This is a genomic window from Bradyrhizobium sp. CFUWI (assembly GCF_056429085.1).
Genome location: NZ_JBWJZE010000006.1, coordinates 62640 through 86273, shown reverse-complemented (window position 1 = coordinate 86273; position 23634 = coordinate 62640). Strand labels below are relative to the sequence as shown.

Sequence of the window (23634 nt, the reverse complement as noted above, 5' to 3'; positions counted from 1 at the left end):
TCACTCCACCGCGTACCAGCGCACCAGCCGCGGCGCGGCCCAGTCGGTGGCGACGGATTCGAGCAGCCAGCGGCCGGGCGCGGTCGCCGCGAAGGCGACGCGCTGGGTCTGGCCCGGCTCGATCGCCAGCGTGTCGAGCCAGTAGGGCTTCCAGCCGTCGTCGAGCTTGTCGAGCAGGCGGAAGGGGTGGCCGTGCAGGTGGAGCACGGTGGTGACAGAGCCGGGGTTCTTCAGGGCAAGCACGACGGTGCGGCCGGTCTTGGCCCGGAAGGCGGGTGCGGAGGCCGTGGAGAAATTCACCGGCCGGGCCCAGCCGGCGTCGGGCGCGCCGAGCGCGACATCGAACCGCAGGGCGCCTCTCAGATCGAGCTTCTCGGGAAGGTCGTTCGGAGGGAGCGGCTGCGGCGGCGCCAGCGCAACGCGCCGCGCCAGCTGATCTGAGATCTTGAGGCTGCCGACCTGGTGCGCCGCCGTGCCGTCATGCAGCAGGAACCGGGCGGATACGGCCGCATCCACGAAGGCGTCGGCCCGTGCTCCGGGCGCCAGCACCAGGGCGCCGTTGCGCGCCGAGAACGGCTCGGCGGGCTGCCCGTCCAAGGCCAGCACGCGGACGTCGTGGCTTTCCAGTTTGATAGCCAGCACAGTACGTTGCGAGCCGTTGATAAAGCGCAGCCGCAGCCGTTGATGGCCCAGGGCTGAGAGTTCGAATGAAGTCTGACCGTTGATCGTATAGAGCGCCGTCGCGTCCTTTGGATCCTGGCCCGGCGGGACAGCGGTGCCATCGGGCCGCAGGCGCCATTCCTCGATCAACAGCACCTCGTCACGGTCGACGACGGGCGGGCTGGTCTCTGCCGCCAGGATCGGAAGCGGGCGCGCGGGCTGCTTCAGGCTGTCCTCGAACAGGCGGAAGTCGGCCAGCAAGGTTCCGGCATGAGGTATTGAAACAATTGATGTTTCGACCGCATTCGATGGCGCGGGCGCGCGCCCCCGCAGCGGGTCGGCCGTAGCGGGGCCATTGAGGCCGTACCAGACTGGGGCAAGCGGCACAGGCAGGTCGTTTCGAAACACCACCTCGCAACGGTCGCCGCGCTTGAGCCGGACGTCCTGGAGATGGCTGACGGCGGCCAGCTCCCAGATTGGTGTCGCCGGCTGACCCGGTCTGAGAGACAGGGTTGACGCCCTTGCCTGAAGGGCAAGCTGGGCGGTCACAGGCGGGGTTGCTCCCCCCGCCAGGACCCCGGCCGCGGAAGCGCCAAGCCCGGCCAGAACCTCGCGCCGATTGGGGTCAAAGATCCGCGGTTTCATGGGGCGATCCGGACCACGCCGCGCTGGATAAGTCCAGCCATCGTGCCTACTTGAAGCCTGCCGCCATCAGACCATTTTTTTGCTGCGAACAGTCAGGCACATGCTATAAGCCCGGCCGCCCGCGGCATCGCGGCCGGTCTTGATGCAACTTCACGCGGGCGTGGCGGAACTGGTAGACGCGCTGGATTTAGGTTCCAGTGACGAAAGTTGTGGGGGTTCGAGTCCCTCCGCCCGCACCAAGCGCTTATCGCGTTTGCACGGATTACGAGGACCTGCTTTCGCGCGGATGTCTGTCCGCTGGGAGCCGGTCCGATGCAGCACCGGCGTTGAGGCGTTTGCCTTGCGCCGGATCGATTAATGACAGCGTCCCGACGCATGCGCGCCGGGACCGAACGAGAAGAAGATTGGACGCCATGCAGGTCACAGAGACCCTCTCGGAAGGTTTGAAGCACGAGTTCAAGATCAGCGTTCCCGCGTCTGATCTCGACGCCAAGGCCGGCGCCAAGCTCGTTGACCTTAAGGACAAGGTCCGCATCAACGGCTTCCGTCCCGGCAAGGTGCCGGTCTCGCACCTGAAGAAGGTCTACGGCCGCTCGGTGATGGCCGAGACCATCGACCAGACCATCCGCGACACCAACACGCAGCTGTTCTCCGAGCGCGGCTTCCGCCTTGCGACCGAGCCGAAGATCACCATGCCGAGCGAGCAGGCCGAGGTCGAGGAGCTCCTGAGCGGCAAGACCGATCTGACCTACACGGTCGCGATCGAGGTGGTGCCGGCGATCGCGCTCGCCGACTTCAAGACCTTCCAGGTCGAAAAGCCCGTCGCCGAAGTCACCGACGCCGACGTCGACGAAGCGATCAAGCGCATCGCCGACAGCAACCGCACCTATGCCGCGAAGGCCGAGGGCGCCAAGGCCGAATCCGGCGACCGCGTCACCATCAACTTCAAGGGCTCCATCAACGGCGAAGTCTTCGAGGGCGGCACCGGCGAGGGCATCCAGGTCGCGATCGGTTCCAACACCTTCATTCCGGGCTTCGAGGAGCAGCTGATCGGCATCGGCGCTGGCGAGACCCGCACGCTGAAGGTGTCGTTCCCGAAGAACTACATGAACGACAAGCTCGCCGGCCAGCCGGCCGAGTTCGAGACCACCGCGACCTCGATCGAGGCGCCGCAGGACGTTGCGATCGACGACGAGTTCGCCAAGACGCTTGGCCTGGAATCGCTGGACAAGCTGAAGGAAGCCGCGCGCGAGCGTCTGGTTGCCGAGTTCGCGACCGCGACGCGCCAGCGCGTCAAGCGCGCCTTGCTCGACCGCCTCGACGAAGCGCATCGCTTCGAGGCGCCGCCCTCGCTGGTCGATGAAGAGTTCAATCTGATGTGGAACTCGGTCAAGGCCGAGATGGCTTCCGCCGGCAAGACCTTCGCCGACGAGGACACCACCGAGGACAAGGCCCAGGAAGAGTACCGCAAGATCGCCGACCGCCGCGTGCGGCTTGGCCTCGTGCTCTCCGAGATCGGCGAGAAGAACAAGATCACCGTGACGGATGACGAGGTCGGCCGCGCCGTGATCGAGCGCGCGCGCTCGATGCCGGGCCGCGAGAAAGAGGTCTGGGACTATTACCGCAGCAACGCCCAGGCGTTGGCCCAGCTTCGTGCACCGATCTATGAGGACAAGGTCGTCGACTTCATCCTCGAGCTCGCCAACGTGACCGAGAAGAAGGTCTCGCGCGAGGACCTCTACAAGGACGACGAGGCGGAAAAGACCGCGGCCTGAGGGCTTTGAGAGAGCCATCTGTTAAGGATGATCAGCGAAGAGGCCCAGCTAGCCAGATGGCCGGCTGGGCCTCTTTGTGCGAATCAGCTTCAACTGCCCGACAGATTAAGCCTTAATGCGCGCCGCACTTGTCAGGAGCGAATTGGGCTATATCTGTCGATACGCCTTCTACCTCTTACCCAAGTTCCTGCATCACAGGACGTCCATTCGCCCGTCCGGCAGTTCCAGCCAAGCTGGCAGCCTTGCCCGGCGATGGCCGTCTCCGAAAACCCTAGGTGACTCATGCGCGATCCGGTTGAAACCTACATGAACCTCGTGCCCATGGTGGTCGAGCAGACCAACCGTGGCGAGCGCGCCTACGACATCTTCTCGCGCCTCCTGAAGGAGCGCATCATCTTCGTGACCGGCCCGGTCGAGGACGGCATGTCGACGCTGATCGTCGCACAGCTCTTGTTCCTTGAAGCGGAAAATCCGAAGAAGGAAATCTCGATGTACATCAACTCGCCGGGTGGCGTGGTGACGTCGGGCCTTGCGATCTACGACACCATGCAGTTCATCCGTCCGCCGGTCTCGACGCTGTGCACGGGGCAGGCGGCCTCGATGGGCTCGCTGCTGCTCTGCGCCGGCGAGAAGGACATGCGCTTCTCGCTGCCGAATTCACGCATCATGGTGCACCAGCCCTCCGGCGGCTTCCAGGGCCAGGCCACCGACATCATGCTGCACGCCCAGGAAATCCTGAACCTGAAAAAGCGGCTCAACGAGATCTACGTGAAGCACACCGGCCAGACCTACAAGACGATCGAGGACGCGCTGGAACGCGACAAATTCCTCACCGCCAACGACGCGAGGGACTTCGGCTTGGTCGACAAAGTCATCGAAAAGCGCGCTGAGGAACCCGCGCCGGCGAAGACCCAGTAACACTACTGGGGTGGACGGCGATCCCTCGGCAACCCCTTGGGAAGATCGCCTGTCACCATCAGGCGACGTTCACGCTATGGTCGCGTGCGCGCGTTGCAAAACGCAGTTTTCCGACCTGCGACAGGCAGAAAGTTCCGCTTTCGTGCTTGTTTTTCGTGGCAATCCAGCAACGCCGTGGTGATTTCGGTCACTTCGCCCGTGCCAAGACTGGAAATCACGGTATTGTCACGGGTAGCCGGCGGCCCCCGATTAGCGAATTCTTGATAGTCGGGTGACAGCATGGTTGGCTACGATTGATCGGCTATGATCGCGGAGAATCGAGCGACCGTGATTCGCACGGGATGTAATGCGTAGGGTCTTTTTTGGTACGGAATTTGCTCTACTTAAGCTACATGCCGACCGACGTGTCGGAATGGAGCGATCGAGCGGAACGGGATCGAACCGCGGACGGAGACATGAATGAGTAAGGTCGGCACGAGCGACTCCAAGAACACGCTATATTGCTCGTTCTGCGGCAAGAGCCAGCACGAAGTCCGCAAACTGATCGCGGGTCCCACGGTCTTCATCTGCGACGAATGCGTCGAGCTCTGCATGGACATCATCCGCGAGGAGAACAAGTCCTCGCTGGTCAAGTCGCGCGACGGCATTCCGACGCCGAAGGAAATCTGCAAGGTCCTGGACGACTACGTGATCGGCCAGAGCCATGCCAAGAAGGTCCTGTCGGTCGCGGTGCACAATCACTACAAGCGCCTCAACCACCAGACCAAGCACAACGACGTCGAGCTCGCGAAGTCGAACATCCTGCTGATCGGTCCGACCGGTTCGGGCAAGACGCTGCTTGCGCAGACGCTCGCCCGCATTCTGGACGTGCCGTTCACCATGGCGGATGCGACGACGCTGACCGAGGCCGGCTATGTCGGTGAGGACGTCGAGAACATCATCCTGAAGCTGCTCCAGGCCGCCGACTACAATGTCGAGCGGGCTCAGCGCGGCATCGTCTACATCGACGAAATCGACAAGATCAGCCGCAAGTCCGACAATCCCTCGATCACGCGCGACGTGTCGGGTGAGGGCGTGCAGCAGGCGCTGCTCAAGATCATGGAAGGCACGGTGGCGTCGGTTCCGCCGCAGGGCGGCCGCAAGCATCCGCAGCAGGAGTTCCTGCAGGTGGATACCACCAACATCCTGTTCATCTGCGGTGGCGCGTTCGCCGGCCTCGAGAAGATCATCTCGGCGCGCGGACGGTCGACCTCGATCGGTTTCGCCGCCCAGGTGATGGCGCCGGAAGACCGCCGGACCGGCGAGATCTTCCGTCACGTCGAGCCTGAGGACCTCCTGAAGTACGGCCTCATCCCCGAGTTCGTCGGCCGTCTGCCGGTCGTGGCAACGCTCGAGGACCTCGACGAGACCTCGCTGAAGAAGATCCTCACCGAGCCGAAGAACGCGCTGGTGAAACAGTACCAGCGGCTGTTCGAGATGGAGAACATCGAGCTGACCTTCGCCGACGAGGCGCTTGGCGCGGTCGCCCGCAAGGCGATCGAGCGCAAGACCGGCGCGCGGGGCCTGCGTTCGATCCTCGAAGCGATCCTGCTCGAGACCATGTTCGACCTGCCGGGTCTGGAAGGTGTGGAAGAAGTCGTGATTTCCCGCGAAGTCGTGGAAGGCACGGCGCGTCCGCTCTACATCTACGCCGATCGGTCCGATCGCGCCGTCGAGAACGCCAGCGCCTGATCTGGCGGCGCTGGAACGCTCCAATCGTACCTTCAAGTCGGGCTGCGGAAGAATATCTCCGCAGCCGGTGTTGCGTCGCTTACCGCGTTGCGTAAGCGACTGATGGCGCGCGTTTTTCAATGACTTGACACCCCTCGGGTCGATAGCCACCTAATGTCGGCGGCGAGCGAGAATTCTCTTCCAGATTCGCCTCAGTTCCGATCCGGCGAGCCGGTCCAACTCGTAGAGGACCGACCGGCCTTGCGGATCACCTCGGCACCTTGTGGCGGTTGCGCATGAGCATGGCGGGCTGCGTGCAAGGGGGCAAAGCAAAAGGAAAAGGCCATGACTAATCCAAAAACCCGGCCAACCATCGTCCATGGCGAAACGCACGCCTATCCTGTGCTGCCGCTGCGCGACATCGTCGTCTTCCCGCACATGATCGTTCCGCTCTTCGTCGGTCGCGAGAAGTCGATCCGCGCGCTCGAGGAGGTGATGAAGAACGATGCGCTGATCATGCTCGCGACGCAGAAGAACGCGTCCGACGATGATCCGGCGCCCGATGCCATTTACGAGACCGGGACGCTCGCCAGCGTGCTGCAGCTCTTGAAGCTTCCCGACGGCACCGTGAAGGTGCTGGTCGAAGGGCTCGAGCGCGCGCGCGTGTCGAAATACACCGATCGCGCCGATTATTACGAGGCGACGGCCGTCGCGCTCGCCGACACCGATGCGAAGTCGGTCGAGGCGGAGGCGCTGGCACGCTCGGTCGTGTCCGACTTCGAGAGCTATGTGAAGCTCAACAAGAAGATCTCGGCCGAGGTCGTCGGCGTCGTGCAGGCGATCACCGATTTCGCCAAGCTCGCCGACACCGTTGCCTCGCATCTCGCGGTCAAGATCGCGGATCGGCAAGGCATCCTGGAGACGCTGTCGGTCACTACGCGCCTGGAGAAGGTGCTGGGCCTGATGGAGAGCGAGATCTCGGTGCTGCAGGTCGAGAAGCGGATTCGTTCTCGTGTCAAACGACAAATGGAGAAGACCCAGCGCGAGTATTATCTCAACGAGCAGATGAAGGCGATCCAAAAGGAACTCGGCGACGACGACGGTCGCGACGAGCTCGCCGACCTCGAAGAGAAGATCTCCAAGACCAAGCTCTCCAAGGAAGCGCGCGAGAAGGCGCAGCATGAATTGAAGAAGCTGCGCCAGATGTCGCCGATGTCCGCGGAAGCGACCGTCGTGCGCAACTATCTGGATTGGCTGCTGTCGATTCCGTGGAACAAGAAGTCCAAGGTGAAGAAGGATCTGGAGGCTGCGCAGGCCATCCTGGATTCGGATCACTATGGGCTCGAGAAGGTTAAGGAACGCATCGTCGAGTATCTCGCGGTGCAGTCGCGCGCCAACAAGCTGACGGGCCCGATCCTGTGCCTCGTCGGACCTCCCGGCGTCGGCAAGACCTCGCTTGGCAAGTCGATCGCGAAGGCGACGGGGCGCGAATTCGTGCGCGTCTCGCTCGGCGGCGTGCGCGACGAGGCCGAGATCCGCGGTCACCGCCGCACCTATATCGGCTCGATGCCCGGCAAGATCATCCAGTCGATGCGGAAGGCGAAGTCGTCCAACCCGCTGTTCCTGCTGGACGAGATCGACAAGATGGGCGCCGATTTCCGCGGCGATCCGTCCTCCGCCTTGCTCGAGGTCCTCGACCCCGAGCAGAACGGGACCTTCAACGACCACTATCTCGAGGTCGACTACGATCTGTCCAACGTGATGTTCATCACCACCGCGAATACGCTCAATATTCCGGGGCCGCTGATGGACCGCATGGAGATCATCCGGATCGCGGGCTACACTGAGAACGAGAAGGTCGAGATCGCGCGCAAGCATCTGATCCCGAACGCGGTGTCCAAGCATGGCCTGGACTCCAAGGAGTTCTCGATCGACGACGACGCGCTGCTGCTGTTGATCCGCCGCTACACCCGCGAAGCGGGCGTGCGTAATCTGGAGCGTGAGCTCTCCACACTCGCCCGCAAGGCGGTGAAGGAGCTGATGATCTCCAAGAAGAAGTCGGTCAAGGTCACCGAGAAGACTCTGGAAGAGCTGCTCGGCGTGCCGAAGTACCGCTTCGGCGAGATCGAGAGCGAGGCGCAGGTCGGCATCGTCACCGGCCTTGCCTGGACCGACGTCGGCGGCGAGCTCTTGACGATCGAAGGCGTCATGATGCCCGGCAAGGGCAAGATGACGGTCACCGGCAATCTGCGTGATGTGATGAAGGAGTCGATCTCGGCGGCGGCGTCCTATGTCCGCTCGCGCGCGATCAACTACGGCATCGAGCCGCCGCTGTTCGACCGGCGCGACATCCACGTGCACGTGCCGGAGGGCGCGACGCCGAAGGACGGTCCGTCCGCAGGTGTCGCGATGGCCACCGCGATCATCTCGGTCATGACCGGCATCCCGGTCCGCCACGATGTCGCGATGACCGGCGAGATCACGCTGCGCGGCCGCGTGCTGCCGATCGGCGGCCTGAAGGAGAAGCTGCTGGCTGCGGCCCGCGGCGGTATCAAGACGGTGCTGATCCCCGAGGACAACGCCAAGGATCTCACGGAGATTTCCGATGCGATCAAGGGCGGCATGGAGATCATCCCGGTCTCCCGCCTCGACGACGTCATCGCCAAGGCGTTGGTGAAGAAGCCGACGCCGATCGTCTGGGAAGAGGACACCAAGGTGACGGTGAAGCCCGACGGCGACGAGGCCGCCGGCGGTCTGACCGCTCACTAGGCCGAAGCGAAAGATGATAAAACGGCGCCTTCGGGCGCCGTTTTTGTTTGGGGTGGAGGGGAGAGAGGGCGATGCAGATCGACGGCCAATGCCATTGCGGCAGGATCACCTATCAAGCCGAGATCGACCCCGAAGCCGTGTCGGTTTGCCATTGCACCGATTGCCAGACCCTGACCGGCTCGCCGTTCCGCGTGACGGCCATCTGTTCGGGAGCTGACATTCGCCTGACCGCCGGCACGCCAAAAATCTACGGCAAGCGCGGCGACAACGGCCGGATGCGCTTCCAGCACTTCTGCGCCGATTGCGGTTCCCCGCTGTTCACCAGCGGCGAGGGCGACCAGGCCGACGATTGGGGCATCCGCTGGGGCTCTATCCGCCAGCGCGACCAGCTGCGTCCCGTCCGGCAGATCTGGTGCCGGTCGGCCGCGGTGTGGATCGACGCGGTGCCGCTGCTGCCGGGGCGGCCGCAGGATTGAGGCCGGGACTGAAGTTCCGCGCTTGCCCGTCCGGGGCCTGTGAGGCTAAAGAGGCGGCGAGGGCGGTTAGCTCAGCTGGTTAGAGCATCTCGTTTACACCGAGAGGGTCCGCGGTTCGAATCCGTGACCGCCCACCAATCTGCCGGTCGGTGCGCTTGCGATTCAGCGCGGATCGGATCTACCCGACCGGCTCCCCGCGCGCGACGTCTGCGCTGGCCGCGGCGGCGGCTTGATACCGGGTTTGCGCCGCTGACGGCTGCCATTGCCGAACCCAAGCGAGCGGGTTGGCCAGCAACGCTGTTAGCGGCTTGATCGCGGGTTTCTCGACAAGTGCAAAGATCAGCCAAGCCATGCCAGCGAGGAAACCTGGCAGCACGACGGCTCGAACGAGCAGGGCCGAATTATGGTCGCGGCCAATGTGAGCCCAGTGCAGGATCATATTCCCGATGTCCTGATGAAGCAGGTAGAGCGGATAGCTGATGACGCCGATGAAGGCCAAGGGGACGGCCACGGCGCGAAGCGATCGAAGCAGGACATGGTCATACCGCGCGGCAAGATAGACGGCCGCCGTGCCGGACCATAGCAGCAGCGACCGGTACATCTCGATTGCGACCGACGGCTGCTTGACGTTGAAATTCAGATGATAGAGTTCGACCGAGAACGCCACGGCGATTCCAATGATCGCCTCCCTCCTGCGCCCCCTGACGAGAGCTGCGACGCTCATGCCGGCAATGAAGAACGGAAAGAAGTCGTTTGAGGTGTAGAAGTCCGTGCTGGTGGTCAGGGTCCGGAATATGGTCACCACGCAGAGCAACGCCACGAGCCGTTGCTTGAGGCCCAGCGCCATCATCACGAAGCAGAAGAGGTAGAACTGAAACTCAATCTGCAATGACCAATAGGCGCCGTCGGGCAAATGATGATCGACGTGGAGGACGTTGAGAGTCGGAAGAGATATCAGCGTATAGACGTAGTCGAACCAAGTCACTCCACGGCCTTGCTCGACCAGATCGGGCATCACATTCTTGAACAGCGTCGTCAGGAAGCCGCAGACGATCAGCGCCGGCAGCAGGCGGCCGAGCCTCTTGGCGTAGAAGTGCCAGGCCGATTGCGAGGTCTCAACGCTGAATGCGATGCAATAGCCGCTGATGATGAAGAACAGCAGGACGCCAAACGTACCGCGATTGAAGACCTGAAGCGGCACAAAATGAAAGAGCAGCACCCAGATGATCGCGATGGCGCGCAGGCAATCGATGCCGACTGATCGTTCGGATTTCAAAGGGTTTCCCCATGTTTCCCGAGTTAGAACAGTGGGTCTCGATTGTGTCAACTCTGGACCGGTCGCACACGTCGCTCCCGTACCTTTCCGCTCGCGACTGTAGCTGCCGCAGATAGCTCGCCGGAATCGGTCTTGCGTCCGGGAACTGCATGCGGATAAGCCTCTTTCGGCGGGGCGGGCGGCCCAGCCCGAAGGAGAATGCGATGCAACAGCCTGGCCACGAGCAAAACGCCGACCAGATCGCCTATTGGAACGGTCCGGGCGGGCAGCGCTGGGCCGACCGCCACGCGGCGCAGGAGAAGCTGCTCGGGCCGATTGCGGACGTCCTGATCGAGCGCGCGAGGCCACAACCGGGCGAGCGCGTCCTCGACGTCGGCTGCGGCTCCGGTGCGACGACGTTCGCGTTCGCCAAGGCTGTCGCGCCCGACGGGTTTGCGCTCGGCCTCGACGTCTCTGAGCCGATGCTGTCGCAGGCGCGTGCACTGGCGCCAAAGGGCCTGCCGCTCGATTTCGTGCTGGCGGATGCGACGGTGTACCCGTTCGAGCCGGCGAGCTTCGATCTGCTCGCCTCGCGCTTTGGCGTGATGTTCTTCGCCGATCCGATCGCGTCCTTCACCAATCTGCGACGCGCGCTGAAGCCGTCGGGTCGGCTCGCCTTCGCCTGCTGGCGCGAGCCCAAGGAGAATCCGTGGATGATGGCGCCGCTGATGGCGGTCTACAAGCACGTGCCGAAGATGCCGCCGGTCGGGCCGGAGGAGCCGGGCCCGTTCGCCTTCGCCTCGGAAGAGCGCGTGATGCGCATCCTGAAAGGCGCAGGCTTCGTGGACGTGGCGATGCAGCCGCAAAATCTGCCGATGGATGTCGCGATCGGCGGCGGCCTCGATGCGGCGGTCGACGGTGCGCTCCAGATCGGCCCCGCCAGCCGTGCGCTGCAGGGCCATCCGCCGGAGACGTACGAGGCCGCCAAGGCGTCGATCCGTGAGATGCTGACGCCATTCCTGAAAGGGCAGAGCGTGGCGTTGCAGGGTGCGATCTGGATCGTGACGGCGAAGGTGGGGTGAGGCTCGGCGCTCTCTCCACGCCCGTCATTGCGAGGAGCGAAGCGACGAAGCAATCCAGAGTCTTTCTGCGGAAGGATTCTGGATTGCTTCGCTGCGCTCGCAATGACGAAAATCTACGAACTGGGTCACTTGCGGCCGCAGATATGAGTTGGTCGAACTCGACGACAGCACACTGCCGTGGAGGGGGAGCCGTCACGCGCTTTGATCCTCGAGATTTCAGCTGCTGGCGTGTAGTGGTTGACCGAGCAGCAGGGCCAGCTAGGTCGCCTTCGCAGTGAGCACACGCTCGATGAGCGACAGCAGGGCGCCGCCCAGATCGCTGGCGGCGTCGATCTGATCGAACACGGGGTAGTGTGGGCGGGCTTCGTGGCCGATCAAGACGGCTGCGAGTTGCACCTCGCCAGTTCCTCGGATCCGTTCGATCACGTCGCGGAGGTGATCCCAGAGGTAGTCCTTGCCATTGGCTTGAAGCGTCGAGTCATCGACCGGCGCGCCGTCAGACAAGACAATGAGATGCTTGCGTCGTTGCGGCAAGCCTCGCAAGCGGCGTTCCGCCCACAGGATTGCTTCGCCGTCGATATTCTCCTTGAGCAAATCTGGGCGGAGCATCTGGCCGAGATGCCACGCGCTGATGCCCTTGTCATTCGGGCTTTGGTATACGATGTGAAGGAGATCATTCAACCGGCCCGGGTTTTCTGGTGGTCTAAAGCGCCACTTCCACCGCCTGCGCGAGCGTCCGCCACGCCATTGCGAGGTTGTGAAGCCAAGCACCTCGTGCGCGATCCCTAGCGATTCCAGAAACCTGTGGACCACTTCTATCGTGGCTGCCGTGTACAGGATCTTTTGCCCCCGCATTGAGCCCGAATGGTCGATGAGTATGGAGACGACGGCATCCGCCCGTCCGGCGTCTCCAAGAGTCGATCTGATCCGGATCGCAGTCTCGGAAGCAGTAATTTCGAGGTCTGTTTTCCAAGGCAGCAGGCGCATTGCCAGCACCCGCCTGGCCTCGTCGAGCGCCGCTTGCTCGTTGGGGGATAGCGGTCCCAGGACTGAGTCGATCTCGCCCGCGCGGATCTCTTTGTCAAACTTAGTCGTATAGACGCGATATTCCGACGGCATGCGCTTTTCGACGGCAGGGATGGGCCAGGGGCAGTCTCACATTTTGAGCAGCGCCGGTGCAACCGGCAACCGGCACAGCCGTTGTCGTCTCCTCACACCACATCATCCGGCGCCAGCGCGCAGCCGTTGTCTGGATGCGTCTCGACCTGAAGCGTGGTGTGGCCGATGCGGAAGGAGCCCTTCAGCAGCTGCGCCGTCTGCATCAGGAATGCGTCGTCCGTGCCCGTGGGCATGACGAGGTGGCAGGTCAGCGCCGTCTCGGTGGTGGAGATCGGCCAGACATGGAGATCGTGGATCCCTGAGACGCCGGGACGCGCCAGAAGGAAAGCTCTGATCGCGGCGAGGTCGGTGCCCTTGGGCGCGGCCGCCATCGACATGTCGATGGAGCCCCGCAGCAGGCTGGTGGTGCTCCAGAGGATGGTTGCGCAGATGACGAGGCTGGTGACGGGATCGAGCCAGAGCCAGCCGGTCCAGATGATCAGCGCCGCCGAGATCACGACGCCGAGTGACACCGCGGCGTCCGCCGCCATGTGCAGGTACGCGCCCTCGATGTTGATGTCGTCGCTGCGTCCGCGCGCGAACAGCATCGCGGTGAAGCCGTTGATGAGGATGCCGATGCCCGCCACCACCATCACGGTGACGCCCGCGACCGGCTCCGGTTCGCGCAGGCGCAGGATCGCTTCCCAACCGATCGCGCCGGTGGCGACCAGCAAGAAGATGGCGTTCGCCAGCGCCGCCAGGATGGTGGAGGCGCGCAGGCCATAGGTGAAGCGGCCGCTCGGCGCGCGTCGCGCTGCGATCGAGGCGCCCCAGGCGATGACGAGGCCGAGCACGTCGGACAGGTTATGGCCGGCGTCGGCGAGCAGGGCGGTGGAGTTGCCGATGTAGCCGTAGATCGCCTCGGCGACGACCAGCGCGGTGTTGAGCGAAATGCCGAGCGCGAACGCCTTGCCGAAATTCGCGGGGGCATGGACATGGCCGTGCCCATGATCATGGCCATGATCATGCGAATGGCCGGCATGATCATGGTGGTGATGAGCGTGGTGATCGTGGCCCAATTCTAGCGCTCCCCGGAAGCCGCCAAATCAGGCGTCATTGTAGGCGTTTCGCGCGCCCCGTCACGGCGGAACAGCACGTAGAGCGCCGGCAGCACCAGCAGGGTCAGGACGGTCGAGGAGATGATGCCGCCGATCACCACGGTCGCGAGCGGCCGCTGCACCTCGGCGCCGGCGCCGGTGGCGAGAGCCATCGGCACGAAGCCGAGCGAGGCGACGAGCGCCGTCATCAGCACCGGCCGCAGCCGCGTCAGTGCGCCTTCGCGCACTGCCTCCGCGATGGGGCGCCCCTCGCTGCGCAGCCGCTCGATGAAGGCGATGATGACGAGGCCGTTGAGCACGGCGACGCCCGACAGCGCGATGAAGCCGACACCGGCGCTGATGGAGAGGGGAATGTCGCGCAGCAACAGCGCGGCAACGCCGCCGGTCAGCGCCAGCGGCACGCCGGAGAACACCAGCGCCGCGTCGGCCGCCGATCCCATGCTCATGAACAGCAGCAGGAACACCAGCAGCAACGCCACCGGCACCACGATGGTCAGCCGCTTGGTCGCCGAGACCAGCTGCTCGAACTGGCCGCCCCAGCCGATGAAGTAGCCCGGCGGCAGCTTGACCTTCTCGGCCACCGCTGTCTCGGCCTCGGCCACGAAGGAGCCGAGGTCGCGCGCGCGGACATTGGCGGTGACGACGATCCGTCTCTTGCCGTTCTCGCGGCTGATCTGGTTGGGCCCGGGCGTCGCATCGACGGTTGCGACCGACGACAGCGGCACGTAGCGCATCTGGGCGAGGGGAGAGGCGACGAGGGCGGTTCGAATGGCCGGGCCGGAGCCGGCCTCCTCGCCAGGCGGCAACGGGATGGGAATCGCCCGGATCGCCTCGAGATTGCCGCGCAAATGCTCGGGCAAGCGGACCACGATGTCGAAACGGCGGTCGCCCTCGAACAGCTTGCCGGCGGACTTGCCGCCGACTGCGATCTCGACGATGCCCTGCACCTCAGCGACGCTGAGACCGTAGCGGGCGAGCGCCTGGCGGTCGAGCGGCACGGTGAGGATCGGCAGGCCCGCGACCTGCTCGATCTTGACGTCGCTGGCGCCTCGGATGCCCCGGATCGCGGCCTCGACCTGCTTTGCGGCACCTTGCAGGATGTCGAGGTCGTCGCCGAAAATCTTGACGCCGACATCGCTGCGCACGCCGGAGGTCAGCTCGTTGACCCGGAACTGGATCGGCTGGGAAAGTTCATAGGCGCTGCCGGGAATGTCGTCCGCGGCATGATCGATGGCCTCGACCACCTCCGATTTCGGCTTGTCCGGGTCGGGCCATTCGCTGCGCGGCTTGAGCATGATGTAGCCGTCGGTCTGCGCCGGCGACATCGGGTCGGTCGCGATCTCGGCGGTGCCGATGCGGGTGAAGAACTCCTTCACCTCCGGAATCTGCGTGATGCGCTTTTCCAGCGCCTTCTGCAGATCCAGCGATTGCGTCAGGCTGGTGCCGGGAATCCGGATCGAGGCAAGCGCGACGTCGCCTTCGTCCAGGCTCGGAATGAACTCGCCGCCCATGCGCGAAGCAGCGATCCCACTGGCGATCACGATGAGCGCGGCCACGATGGCGACGGCCGCGCGGTTGTCGATGGCCCAGCGGAGCAGGGGCAGATAGCCGCGCTTCGCCATCCGCATGAACAGGTTTTCGTGCTCGGAGACCTTGCCGGTGACGAAGATGGCCACCGCCGCCGGCACGAAGGTGATGGAGAACAGCACGGCGGCGCCCAGCGCCATCAGCACGGTCAGCGCCATCGGCGTGAACATCTTGCCTTCGACGCCGGTCAGCGTCAGCACGGGCAGGTAGACCACCGCGATGATCAGCGTTCCGAACAGGCTCGGCTTGATGACTTCGCTCGACCCGCGCAGGATCGCGCGCAGCCGCTCCGGGAGCGTGAGCAGGCGCCCCTTCTCGCGCTGGGCCGCAGCCAGCATGCGCAGGCAATTCTCGACGATGATCACTGCACCGTCGACGATGATGCCGAAATCGATCGCGCCCAGGCTCATCAGGTTCGCGCTGACCCTGGTCTCGACCATGCCGGTGATCGTCATCGCCATCGATAGCGGAATGACGCAGGCCACCACGAGCGCCGCGCGGATGTTGCCGAGGATCAGGAACAGCACCGCCACCACCAGCGCCGCGCCCTCCAGCAGGTTGTTCCTGACGGTGCGGATGGTGGCTTCGACGAGGTCGGTGCGATCGTAGACGGTCCGCGTCACGACGCCTTCGGGCAGCGATTTGGCGATGTCCTCGAGCCGGGCCGCGACGCGGCGCGCCACCGTGCGGCTGTTCTCGCCGATCAGCAGCATGGCGGTGCCGAGCACGGTTTCCTCGCCGTCGCGCGTCGCAGCTCCCGTGCGCAGATCGCGGCCCTCGGTGACGGTCGCGACGTCCCTGATCCTGACGGGATTGCCGCCGCGCGAGCCGATCACGATGTCCTGGATCTCGCTGATGTTGCCGACCTGGCCCGGCGAACGAACCAGATATTGCTCGCCGTTGCGCTCGATATAGCCGGCGCCGACATTGGCGTTGTTGGCGGCGAGCGCCGTCATCACGTCGCGGAAGCCGAGCCGGTAGGCCATCAGCTTGCCGGGGTCCGGCAGTACGTGGAATTGCCGTTCGAAGCCGCCGATGGTGTTGATCTCGATCACGCCGGGCACGTTGCGAAGCTGCGGCTTGATGATCCAGTCCTGCACGGTGCGCAATTCGGTCAGCGAATAGTCGTGGCCGCCTTGCGTCTTCGCGCCCGCCTTGGCCTCGACTGTGTACATGAAGATTTCGCCGAGCCCGGTCGAGACCGGGCCCATCGCGACCTCGACGCCAACAGGCAGCTGGTCCTTCACCTGCTGGATGCGTTCGCCGACGAGCTGGCGGGCGAAGAAGATGTCGGTGCCGTCCTTGAAGACGACCGTCACCTGGCTGAGGCCGTAGCGCGACAGCGAGCGGGTGTAGTCGAGTTTCGGCAGGCCTCCCATCGCGGTCTCGACCGGGAAGGTGATGCGCTGCTCGGTCTCGAGCGGGGAATAGCCGGGCGCGCGGGTGTTGATCTGGACCTGGACGTTGGTGACGTCAGGCACGGCGTCGATCGGCAGGCGCTGGAAGTTCCAGGCCCCGAAAGCGATGGCGCCGAGCGCGAGCAGGAGGACCAGCCAGCGCTGGGCAAGCGAGACGGCGATGAGGCGCTCAATCATGCTCGGCCTCGCCCTTGCCCATCTCCGCCTTCACGACAAAACTGTTCTCGGCGACGTAATGCTCGCCGGCAGAAAGCCCCGCCTTGATCTCGACGTGGCGGGGATCGGAATCTCCAAGCTCGACCGGGCGGGCCTCGATCTTGTCGCCGTCCTCGCGGACGAACACGATGGTCCGGCTCTCCAGCGTCTGAATCGCGCTCCGGCGCACGGCGACCGCGACGTTGCGTGCCGCAAGGATCAGCCGCGCCGTGACGAACAGGCCGGGGCGCAGGCGCCCGTCCGGGTTTTGCAGCACCACGCGCGCCAGCGCGGTCTGGGTCTCGCTACTGCCGATCGGCGCCATGTAGGAGATCGTGCCCTTGATCTCGCCGCGGCCGTCGTCGGGATCGATCAGCACCTCGTCGTTGAGGTGGACACGCCGGAGATCCTGCCGGTAGATCGACAGATCGACCCAGATGGTGGAGAGGTCGGCGACGACGAAGGCCGGCTTCTGTTCGGAGGCGTATTCGCCGAGCGAGATCTGCCGCTCGATGATGGTACCGGCAATCGGCGCCTTGAGCTCATAGACGGTGAGGCTCTGGTTGCTCTCGATCGCGGCAAGCAGATCGTCCTTGGCGACCTTGTCGCCGATGCGCTTCAGGATGGATTTGACGACGCCCGGAAAGCGCGGCGTCACCTGCACCACGGCTTCCTGGTTCGCGCGCAGGATGCCGTTGAAGGCGAGCGTGTCGGTCAGCGTCGCGCTCGCGGCCTCCGCCAGCGTGACGCCAGCGGCGGCCAGCTTGACGTCGGAGATGCGGATGCGGTCGGCGCCGTGCTCGTCCTGCTCGACATGGTCGTTCGGCTTCTTTTCGGCATGCTCGGCATGCTCGGTGTGTGCGAGCTTGTCCGGGGCGAGCAGGGAATAGCCGTAAGCGCCGAGCGCGGCGGCAACGATGGCAACGACGATGGTGGAGGACGTCTTCATCGTGCGCTCTCCCGCGCCAGCGTGAAGGGATTGCCGACGAGGCCTTCGATGATCGCAACGCCGGCGTGGAAATTCTGCAGCGCCTCCTGCTCGCGGAGCCGCGCCTGGGTGACGCTGGCCTGGGCATCGAGCACCTCGAGCAGGGTGAAGCGGCCCTGGCCGTAGCCTTGCGAGATCGCCTCGGACGCTTCGACTGCCTTGGGAATGGCGGTCTCGCGCAGCACCGCGAGCTCGCGCAGCGAGCCCTGCAGCGAGTCGTAGGCGCGCCCGGCAATCACGATCAGCGTGTTACGGTTGGCCTCGCGCTCGGCTTTGGTCTTGGCAAGGCTTTCCTGCGCCGACAGGATGTTGCCCTGGTTCCGGTCGAACACGGGGATCGGAACCGAGAGGGACAGCCGCACCGCGTCGTCATTGGTCTCGCTATAGTGACGCCAGCCGGCGGCAATCCGTACATCAGGATAAGGCTTGAGCCGCGCCAGCAGCAGCTCGGCGTTGCGCTGGGCAAACACCGCGGTCCAGCGCACCAATTGCGGATTGGCGTCGATGGCCGCGACCACCGATTGGAACGTCGGCGGCTTGCCCATGGTGTCGAGCCGGCCGGAGACCTCGCCGAATTTCGCGGCGGGATCGCCCATCAGCACCGCAAGCTCGCGCCGGGCGCTCGCCAGGCTCGCCTTGAAGCGTTCGCGGTCGGCCCTCACCAGGGCGGAGGCGACCTCGGCGCGGCCGGTCTCGGCCGGCGAGGAGGCGCCGGCCTCGACACGGCGGCGCAGCAGTGGGGTCAGGCGGTCGATGGCGGCGATCTGCTCGTCGAGGATCTGGATGCGGCGCTGCGCGCCGAGCACGCTGAGGAAGGCGATCGCGGTCTCCGACAGCACTTCGAGCCTGACGGCCTTGCGCTGGATCGCCGCGACTTCGACACCGGCCGCTCCGGCCGCGATCCGCGCGTCGCGCTTGCCGAACAGCTCGAAGGCCTGGCTGATCTGGAGCGTGGTCTCGGCCGATCGCGTCCCGCGATATTTGCCGGAGCCGAACGAATCGTCCTGCTCGTACGACAGCTCCGGATTGAGCAGCGCGCCGGCCTGGATGCGCTGGCCCGTGGCGATGCCGACGTCGCGCTCCGCCGCCGTCAGTCGCGGGCTCGCGGCCAGCGCGCGCGACAGTGCACTGCGCATCGTCAAAGTCTGGGCCTGCGACGGCGGTGCAAGCGCCACTCCGGCAATCAGACACGCTGCCGCGCACGCCAGGCGCGCGGCAATTCCCCTGCGAAACATGAAACCGACCTGTAAAGGATGAACCTAATGGGCGCTGAACGCCCGACCAAACCGTTCAGGCAATGCGTTTGGGGGGCGGAGAGTCGGTTTCGGGGACAATGCCGGCGAGCCGGGAGGCATGTTGCGGGCGTGTTGCCGGCACGGGCGCGACCGACGCGGCCGATGGCGCCGGCTGGGTGACCGTCAGCCAGAAGCAGCCATGACAATGATGTCCGCCGACGGCCTTGTGGTCGCTATGGCCCGAGGGTTCGTCCAGGACCGCGGCAGTTTCCGAGCCGCCGCCGGGCGTGGTCACGTCGATATCGTGCGAGGCGTGCAGGGCGCCCGCAAGCAGATAGACCACCGCGATCAGCACGGACAGCAGCCCGCGCCAATGGCACGGACGGCAGGTTGCTGAGGGCTGGCGGGTGGCGAGCACGACGTCACTCTGGTTGCGGTCGATGCCCGGCCTAGCATGGCGGCCGGAACAGTGTCGACCCGCAACATTGTTACGTCCCTGGAACAATTGCCGCAGCGGTGCACGCGAGCCAATCGCGTTTCATCGGCGGGCGATATGGCGCCGGCGCGAAGCCAATGTCTCGATCGTGGCCATGCGAACCGGCGCCGGTGCGGCGGTCGCAGACACGGAAAGGCCCCAGCCGGAACTAGCCGACTGAGGCCTTGTGCTCACAATCTTCATCCTTGGGACTCCAGCACTCAATTCGCATCCCGCCCATTCGTTCCCGCCGATCTCTGCAATTTGGAACGTTCCTCATACGTCGCGATTAGGCGTCAGAAGAAACTGAGGAGGACGGACAATGGACGGACTGATTTATCTGATCGGCTTGGTCGTCGTCATCATGGCGATCCTGTCGTTCTTCGGCCTGCGTTGAGGCGGCCGCAATGACGGTCGAAACGCTCATGCGGGAAGAAATCATGGAAGGCGGCCTGGAAGGCGAAGCCCCCCGCACAATCCAATGGAGCTCGGTGTTCGCAGGCGCTCTCGCCGCCAGCGCAATGTCGTTCATCCTGATCGGATTTGGTGTCGCGGTCGGCTTGGGGGTCAGTTCGGCCTCGCCGACTTGGCGCGATGCATCGGCAGCGCTGGCGCTGCTCTCCGGACTCTATTTGATCATCCAGGCGATCGTCAGCTTCGGCTTCGGCGGCTACATCGCCGGCCGGACGGCCCGACCGGCGCCTGCGCTTGCAACCATCGAGGATGATTGCGAGCGGCGGGACGGCCTGCACGGGCTGACTTCCTGGGCCCTGGCGGTGCTGGCTGGCGCGGCTCTGCTCGCGCTTCTCGGCGCTGCCGCGCTCGATCGTTCGCCGATGCGGAGCTCAGCCAGCAATACGTCCGCGGCCGAGCCTCTGTTGAGCTATGAGCTCGACAAGCTGTTTCGCGCACCCCGCCGCGCGCCGAACATCGATCTGAGGGAGGCGCGGGCTGAAGCGGGACGCATTCTGATGACGTCGTCCAGCCACAGCGGTGTCAGCACCGATGACCGGGCCTACCTGGTGCAACAGGTTGCTGGTCTCACAGGGCTGGCGGCCCCCGACGCCGAACGGCGCGTCGATGCGCTGATCGCGGATTCGAGGACGGCGATCAACCGCGCGCGTCGCAACTCGATCATCGTGGCATTTTCGGTCGCGGCCGCGACCCTGATCGGCGCCGCGGTGGCCTGGGCTGCAGCCGTCGCCGGCGGTCGGCATCGCGATGGAGAGCCGTTGCCGAACTGGATGGCGAGCTCAAATCGTTTCCATCGCAATCCGCGCGTGATGCCGGTGCCGTAGTTTTCGAGGCGTGCCTCTACCTGCCTGTGCCCGCGTGTCGGCGGACGAACTCGGTAACGAGACTTGTGACGTCCGCCGGGCGCTCCAGGCTGGGGAGATGGGCTACGTCAGGCATTTCATGGCCCTGCGCGCCCGGGACTGCCGCGACGACGTGGCGACAGCGATCCTGAACATAGGGGAAGTCGAGTTCACCCCAGACGACAAGGGTAGGCACCGCGATCTCATGAAGCCGGTGGTAGAAGGGTTGAATATCGACGTCTGATCCGAACGGTGCGGAGCGGAGTGCGATGCCGTTCATGTCGAGGAGCAGATCGCGGGCGGGACCGGTGACGCGGCCTTCGAGAGCCAGCGGACCATCCAGCCACAGGCGCGCCTTCATCGCGTTCAACCGTTCGAGGTCGCCGGAGGCCTCGGCCTGCTTCGATTGCTTCATCAACGCCTCGATGTCGGGGGCATAGTCCGGATCGGGTGCGCCTGCGACATTCGGAGCGATCAGAACGAAGGCGCGAACGCGGGAGGGATGCCGGACCGCGGCATCGAGCGCGATGCGCCCGCCGAGGGAGCAGCCGACGAGGATTGCGGGCTGGCCGCCTGCGGTTGCCTCCAGCACCGCGACGAGGTCGGCGAGGGCGGAAAAGTCTTCAGGCTCGGCGCGGGTTTCGCCGAACCCGCGTCGGTCATAAGCGACCACCTTGTGGGTGGCGCTCATCCGATCGAATTGGGCGCGCCACATGCGCCGGTCGCACACATTGGCATGAAGAAAGACGACGGTCTCGCCGTCGCCTGCGACTTCCGTTGCGAGGCTGGCACGGCCGGATGCGATGTATTGCATCGAATTGCGAAGTCGATTCTCGTCGCGCGTCAGGCCTTCTCCTCCCAGATCATCGCGAGATGGACGATGGTCTGCACCGCCTTTTCCATGTCCTGCCGGCTGACCCATTCGAGCCGGGAGTGAAAGGCGTGCTCGCCGGCAAAGATGTTGGGGCAGGGCAGGCCCATGAAGGAAAGGCGCGAGCCGTCGGTGCCGCCGCGGATCGCGGTGCGCATCGGGCGCAGCCCGGCGCGGCGGATCGCCTCGATGGCGTATTCGAGCACGTGCGGGTGACGGTCGATCACCTGCTTCATGTTGCGGTATTGCTCCTTCACCTCGAATTTGTAGGTCGAGCGCGGATAGTCCTTCATCACGTCCTTGACGATGCTCTCGAGCAGATCCTCCTTCTCCTTCAGCCCTTCCTCGCTGAAGTCGCGGACGATGAAGGACAGCGTCGCCTGCTCCAGCGCGCCCTCGATGCCGATCGGATGCAGAAAACCCTGCTTGCCCGAGGTCGTCTCCGGCGAGCAGCCTTCGCGAGGCAGCCGCTCGACGATGGCAGCCGCGATCTTGATGGCGTGCTCCATCTTGCCCTTGGCGTAGCCGGGATGAGCGCTGACGCCGTTGATGGTGATGGTGGCGCCATCGGCCGAGAAGGTCTCGTCCTCGACGCAGCCGGCGCTTTCGCCGTCCATGGTGTAGCCGAAATCGGCGCCGAGCTTCTTCAGGTCGACATTGTCGACGCCGCGGCCGATCTCTTCGTCCGGCGTGAACAGGATCTTGATGGTGCCGTGCTTCACGTCGGGATTGTTGATGAAGAAATGCGCGGCATCCATGATCTCCGCGACGCCGGCCTTGTTGTCGGCACCCAACAGCGTCGTGCCGTCAGTGGTGATGATGTCGTTGCCGATCTGGTTCTTCAGCGCCGGATGCTCATTGAAGCGGATCACCTGGCTGGGGTCGCCCGGCAGGGCGATATCGCCGCCGCGATAGTTCTTCCAGATCTGCGGCTTGACGTCCTTGCCGGTGACGTCGGGCGAGGTGTCCATGTGTGAGCAGAAGCAGATCACCGGCACCTTCTTGTCGGTGTTGGCCGGGATCGTGCCGTAGACGTAGCCGTAATCGTCGAGATGGGCGTCCGCGACGCCCATGGCCTTCAGCTCGGCAGCGAGCACGCGGCCGAGATCCTTCTGCTTCTCGGTCGAGGGCGAGCGGGGGGATTCCGGATCGGACTGGGTGTCGATGGTGACGTAGCGCAGGAAGCGCTCGGTCACGGTGTGCGAAAAGGTGAGAGAGGACATTTCTGGTCAACCGCCGGGTCAGGGGATGAGATGCGATATACCAGAAAGCGGGCCGCGTCGCGGCTGGATCGAGATGAGAACAGGCCTAACGAAACCTTGCCTCAAATCGCCTCTTTCAGTTCCTTGACCGGACGGAAGGTGACCTTCTTGCTCGCCTTGATGTGGATCGCCTCGCCGGTGGCGGGATTGCGGCCGGTGCGGGCGGCGCGCTTGCGGACCTGGAGGATGCCGAGACCGACAATGCGGACGCGGTCGCCCTTCCGCAGGTGCTTGGCGATCAGGTCGACCATGTCGGTCAGAACCGCCTCGGCGTGCTTTTTCGAGAGCTCCTGGCTCTCGGCGATATCGGCGGCGAGATGCTTGAGCGTGATGGTGGCGGGAGTGGCTGCCTTCTTCGCCGAATCTTTCTTCGCCGAATCCTTCTTAGCCATGGCTGGCCTCCTCGATTCCAATGACAGGGAGGCCCCGGAAATCCCGGTCATGCGTGGGGAATCCCTCCAAGCCTTGGAAGGCGTAGACGATTCGGGCGCGGGCTGACCATGCCGAGAGTTCCCGCCGTGCGCGGTCAAATGCCGGCGCAGATGCCGTGGGCGTTGAGAAGTTCAGGCTAAGGCTATGAAGGGATTGCCAAAATGGCGCGAGAGACGGGGCTCGAACCCGCGACCTCCGGCGTGACAGGCCGGCGCTCTAACCAACTGAGCTACTCCCGCGTGGTTCGCTCGATGCGCGCGGAACGAGGGGGGAATTAAAGGCGGGGCTGGGTGAAGTCAAGGACGTTGCGCTTCCCCGGTGCATCTCGGCTAAGCATTGCTCCGGAAAA

General features: G+C 64.6%; 18 protein-coding genes and 3 tRNA genes. 9 read left to right on the top strand and 12 right to left on the bottom strand.

Features of this window, described 5'->3' with window-relative positions:
- The gene (locus AC066S_RS15045; RefSeq protein WP_478270060.1) at positions 1-1305 is read right to left on the bottom strand and encodes a multicopper oxidase family protein; all 1305 of its coding nucleotides are present in this window, start codon (positions 1303-1305) and stop codon (positions 1-3) included.
- A 154-nt stretch (positions 1306-1459) separates the two neighbouring features.
- Between AC066S_RS15045 and AC066S_RS15040 the strand changes: the two genes are divergently transcribed.
- The 7 genes from AC066S_RS15040 to AC066S_RS15010 all read left to right on the top strand — a co-directional run bounded on the left by AC066S_RS15040 (position 1460) and on the right by AC066S_RS15010 (position 9090).
- Positions 1460-1544: transfer RNA gene (locus AC066S_RS15040), tRNA-Leu, on the top strand.
- 174 nt (positions 1545-1718) lie between these two features.
- Positions 1719-3080, top strand: coding sequence for a trigger factor (gene tig / locus AC066S_RS15035; RefSeq protein WP_126257309.1), 1362 nt, complete (start codon positions 1719-1721; stop codon positions 3078-3080).
- A 282-nt stretch (positions 3081-3362) separates the two neighbouring features.
- Positions 3363-3998 (top strand): ATP-dependent Clp protease proteolytic subunit, encoded by a 636-nt coding sequence (locus tag AC066S_RS15030; protein WP_126257310.1) that lies wholly within the window; start codon positions 3363-3365, stop codon positions 3996-3998.
- Positions 3999-4457: 459 nt separating this feature from the next.
- The gene (gene clpX / locus AC066S_RS15025) at positions 4458-5729 is read left to right on the top strand and encodes an ATP-dependent Clp protease ATP-binding subunit ClpX (protein ID WP_018320118.1); all 1272 of its coding nucleotides are present in this window, start codon (positions 4458-4460) and stop codon (positions 5727-5729) included.
- A gap of 324 nt (positions 5730-6053) precedes the next feature.
- Positions 6054-8477 (top strand): endopeptidase La, encoded by a 2424-nt coding sequence (lon, locus tag AC066S_RS15020; RefSeq protein WP_126257311.1) that lies wholly within the window; start codon positions 6054-6056, stop codon positions 8475-8477.
- Positions 8478-8548: 71 nt separating this feature from the next.
- A complete protein-coding gene (locus AC066S_RS15015) occupies positions 8549-8953 on the top strand; it encodes a GFA family protein (protein WP_126257312.1) in 405 nt (134 codons plus the stop codon).
- A 60-nt stretch (positions 8954-9013) separates the two neighbouring features.
- Positions 9014-9090, top strand: a tRNA-Val gene (locus tag AC066S_RS15010).
- 41 nt (positions 9091-9131) lie between these two features.
- Here the strand turns inward: AC066S_RS15010 and AC066S_RS15005 are convergent.
- On the bottom strand, positions 9132-10229 hold the full coding sequence (locus AC066S_RS15005) for an acyltransferase family protein (protein ID WP_478270059.1): 1098 nt from the start codon (positions 10227-10229) through the stop codon (positions 9132-9134).
- Between the two features lie 203 nt (positions 10230-10432).
- Between AC066S_RS15005 and AC066S_RS15000 the strand changes: the two genes are divergently transcribed.
- Complete coding sequence (locus AC066S_RS15000) at positions 10433-11290, top strand: class I SAM-dependent methyltransferase (RefSeq protein WP_478270058.1); 858 nt, start codon at positions 10433-10435, stop codon at positions 11288-11290.
- 258 nt (positions 11291-11548) lie between these two features.
- Here the strand turns inward: AC066S_RS15000 and AC066S_RS14995 are convergent, their stop codons facing one another.
- The 6 genes from AC066S_RS14995 to AC066S_RS14970 all read right to left on the bottom strand — a co-directional run bounded on the left by AC066S_RS14995 (position 11549) and on the right by AC066S_RS14970 (position 19284).
- The gene (locus AC066S_RS14995) at positions 11549-12409 is read right to left on the bottom strand and encodes a cobaltochelatase CobT-related protein (protein ID WP_478270057.1); all 861 of its coding nucleotides are present in this window, start codon (positions 12407-12409) and stop codon (positions 11549-11551) included.
- Between the two features lie 92 nt (positions 12410-12501).
- Positions 12502-13467, bottom strand: coding sequence for a cation diffusion facilitator family transporter (locus tag AC066S_RS14990; protein ID WP_478270056.1), 966 nt, complete (start codon positions 13465-13467; stop codon positions 12502-12504).
- 2 nt (positions 13468-13469) lie between these two features.
- Entirely contained in the window at positions 13470-16688 is a 3219-nt protein-coding gene (locus AC066S_RS14985) for an efflux RND transporter permease subunit (protein ID WP_478270055.1), read from the bottom strand.
- Positions 16681-17655, bottom strand: coding sequence for a divalent metal ion exporter adaptor subunit IhpB (gene ihpB, locus AC066S_RS14980; protein WP_478270054.1), 975 nt, complete (start codon positions 17653-17655; stop codon positions 16681-16683). Before ihpB ends, AC066S_RS14985 begins: the two co-directional genes overlap by 8 nt.
- Positions 17652-18929 (bottom strand): divalent metal ion exporter subunit IhpA, encoded by a 1278-nt coding sequence (gene ihpA / locus AC066S_RS14975; RefSeq protein ID WP_478270053.1) that lies wholly within the window; start codon positions 18927-18929, stop codon positions 17652-17654. The genes ihpB and ihpA overlap by 4 nt, the downstream gene beginning before the upstream one ends.
- A 55-nt stretch (positions 18930-18984) precedes the next feature.
- Entirely contained in the window at positions 18985-19284 is a 300-nt protein-coding gene (locus AC066S_RS14970; RefSeq protein ID WP_478270052.1) for a hypothetical protein, read from the bottom strand.
- Between the two features lie 527 nt (positions 19285-19811).
- On the opposite strand from AC066S_RS14970, the gene AC066S_RS14965 reads away from it, so the two are divergent.
- Positions 19812-20702 carry a hypothetical protein gene (locus tag AC066S_RS14965; protein ID WP_478270051.1) on the top strand — a complete coding sequence of 297 codons (891 nt, stop codon included), beginning with the start codon at positions 19812-19814 and terminating at the stop codon, positions 20700-20702.
- A 16-nt stretch (positions 20703-20718) separates the two neighbouring features.
- Here AC066S_RS14965 and AC066S_RS14960 read toward each other — a convergent pair whose 3' ends face one another.
- From AC066S_RS14960 to AC066S_RS14945, 4 genes are all read right to left on the bottom strand, one after another.
- Positions 20719-21534, bottom strand: a complete 816-nt coding sequence (locus tag AC066S_RS14960) for an alpha/beta fold hydrolase (RefSeq protein ID WP_478270050.1) — start codon at positions 21532-21534, stop codon at positions 20719-20721.
- 29 nt (positions 21535-21563) lie between these two features.
- A complete protein-coding gene (gene pepT, locus AC066S_RS14955; RefSeq protein ID WP_126257323.1) occupies positions 21564-22814 on the bottom strand; it encodes a peptidase T in 1251 nt (416 codons plus the stop codon).
- Positions 22815-22915: 101 nt separating this feature from the next.
- Complete coding sequence (locus AC066S_RS14950; protein WP_126257324.1) at positions 22916-23245, bottom strand: HU family DNA-binding protein; 330 nt, start codon at positions 23243-23245, stop codon at positions 22916-22918.
- 202 nt (positions 23246-23447) lie between these two features.
- Positions 23448-23524, bottom strand: a tRNA-Asp gene (locus AC066S_RS14945).
- Positions 23525-23634: the final 110 nt, after the last annotated feature.

Coding starts and splice junctions, on each gene's coding strand:
- AC066S_RS15030 (WP_126257310.1), top strand. CDS start 3,363: ATGCGCGATCCGGTTGAAACCTACATGAACCTCGTGCCCATGGTGGTC.
- tig (WP_126257309.1), top strand. CDS start 1,719: ATGCAGGTCACAGAGACCCTCTCGGAAGGTTTGAAGCACGAGTTCAAG.
- AC066S_RS15015 (WP_126257312.1), top strand. CDS start 8,549: ATGCAGATCGACGGCCAATGCCATTGCGGCAGGATCACCTATCAAGCC.
- lon (WP_126257311.1), top strand. CDS start 6,054: ATGACTAATCCAAAAACCCGGCCAACCATCGTCCATGGCGAAACGCAC.
- AC066S_RS14995 (WP_478270057.1), bottom strand. CDS start 12,409: ATGCCGTCGGAATATCGCGTCTATACGACTAAGTTTGACAAAGAGATC.
- ihpB (WP_478270054.1), bottom strand. CDS start 17,655: ATGAAGACGTCCTCCACCATCGTCGTTGCCATCGTTGCCGCCGCGCTC.
- AC066S_RS15000 (WP_478270058.1), top strand. CDS start 10,433: ATGCAACAGCCTGGCCACGAGCAAAACGCCGACCAGATCGCCTATTGG.
- AC066S_RS14950 (WP_126257324.1), bottom strand. CDS start 23,245: ATGGCTAAGAAGGATTCGGCGAAGAAAGATTCGGCGAAGAAGGCAGCC.
- AC066S_RS14985 (WP_478270055.1), bottom strand. CDS start 16,688: ATGATTGAGCGCCTCATCGCCGTCTCGCTTGCCCAGCGCTGGCTGGTC.
- clpX (WP_018320118.1), top strand. CDS start 4,458: ATGAGTAAGGTCGGCACGAGCGACTCCAAGAACACGCTATATTGCTCG.
- AC066S_RS14965 (WP_478270051.1), top strand. CDS start 19,812: ATGACGGTCGAAACGCTCATGCGGGAAGAAATCATGGAAGGCGGCCTG.
- ihpA (WP_478270053.1), bottom strand. CDS start 18,929: ATGTTTCGCAGGGGAATTGCCGCGCGCCTGGCGTGCGCGGCAGCGTGT.
- pepT (WP_126257323.1), bottom strand. CDS start 22,814: ATGTCCTCTCTCACCTTTTCGCACACCGTGACCGAGCGCTTCCTGCGC.
- AC066S_RS14960 (WP_478270050.1), bottom strand. CDS start 21,534: ATGCAATACATCGCATCCGGCCGTGCCAGCCTCGCAACGGAAGTCGCA.
- AC066S_RS15045 (WP_478270060.1), bottom strand. CDS start 1,305: ATGAAACCGCGGATCTTTGACCCCAATCGGCGCGAGGTTCTGGCCGGG.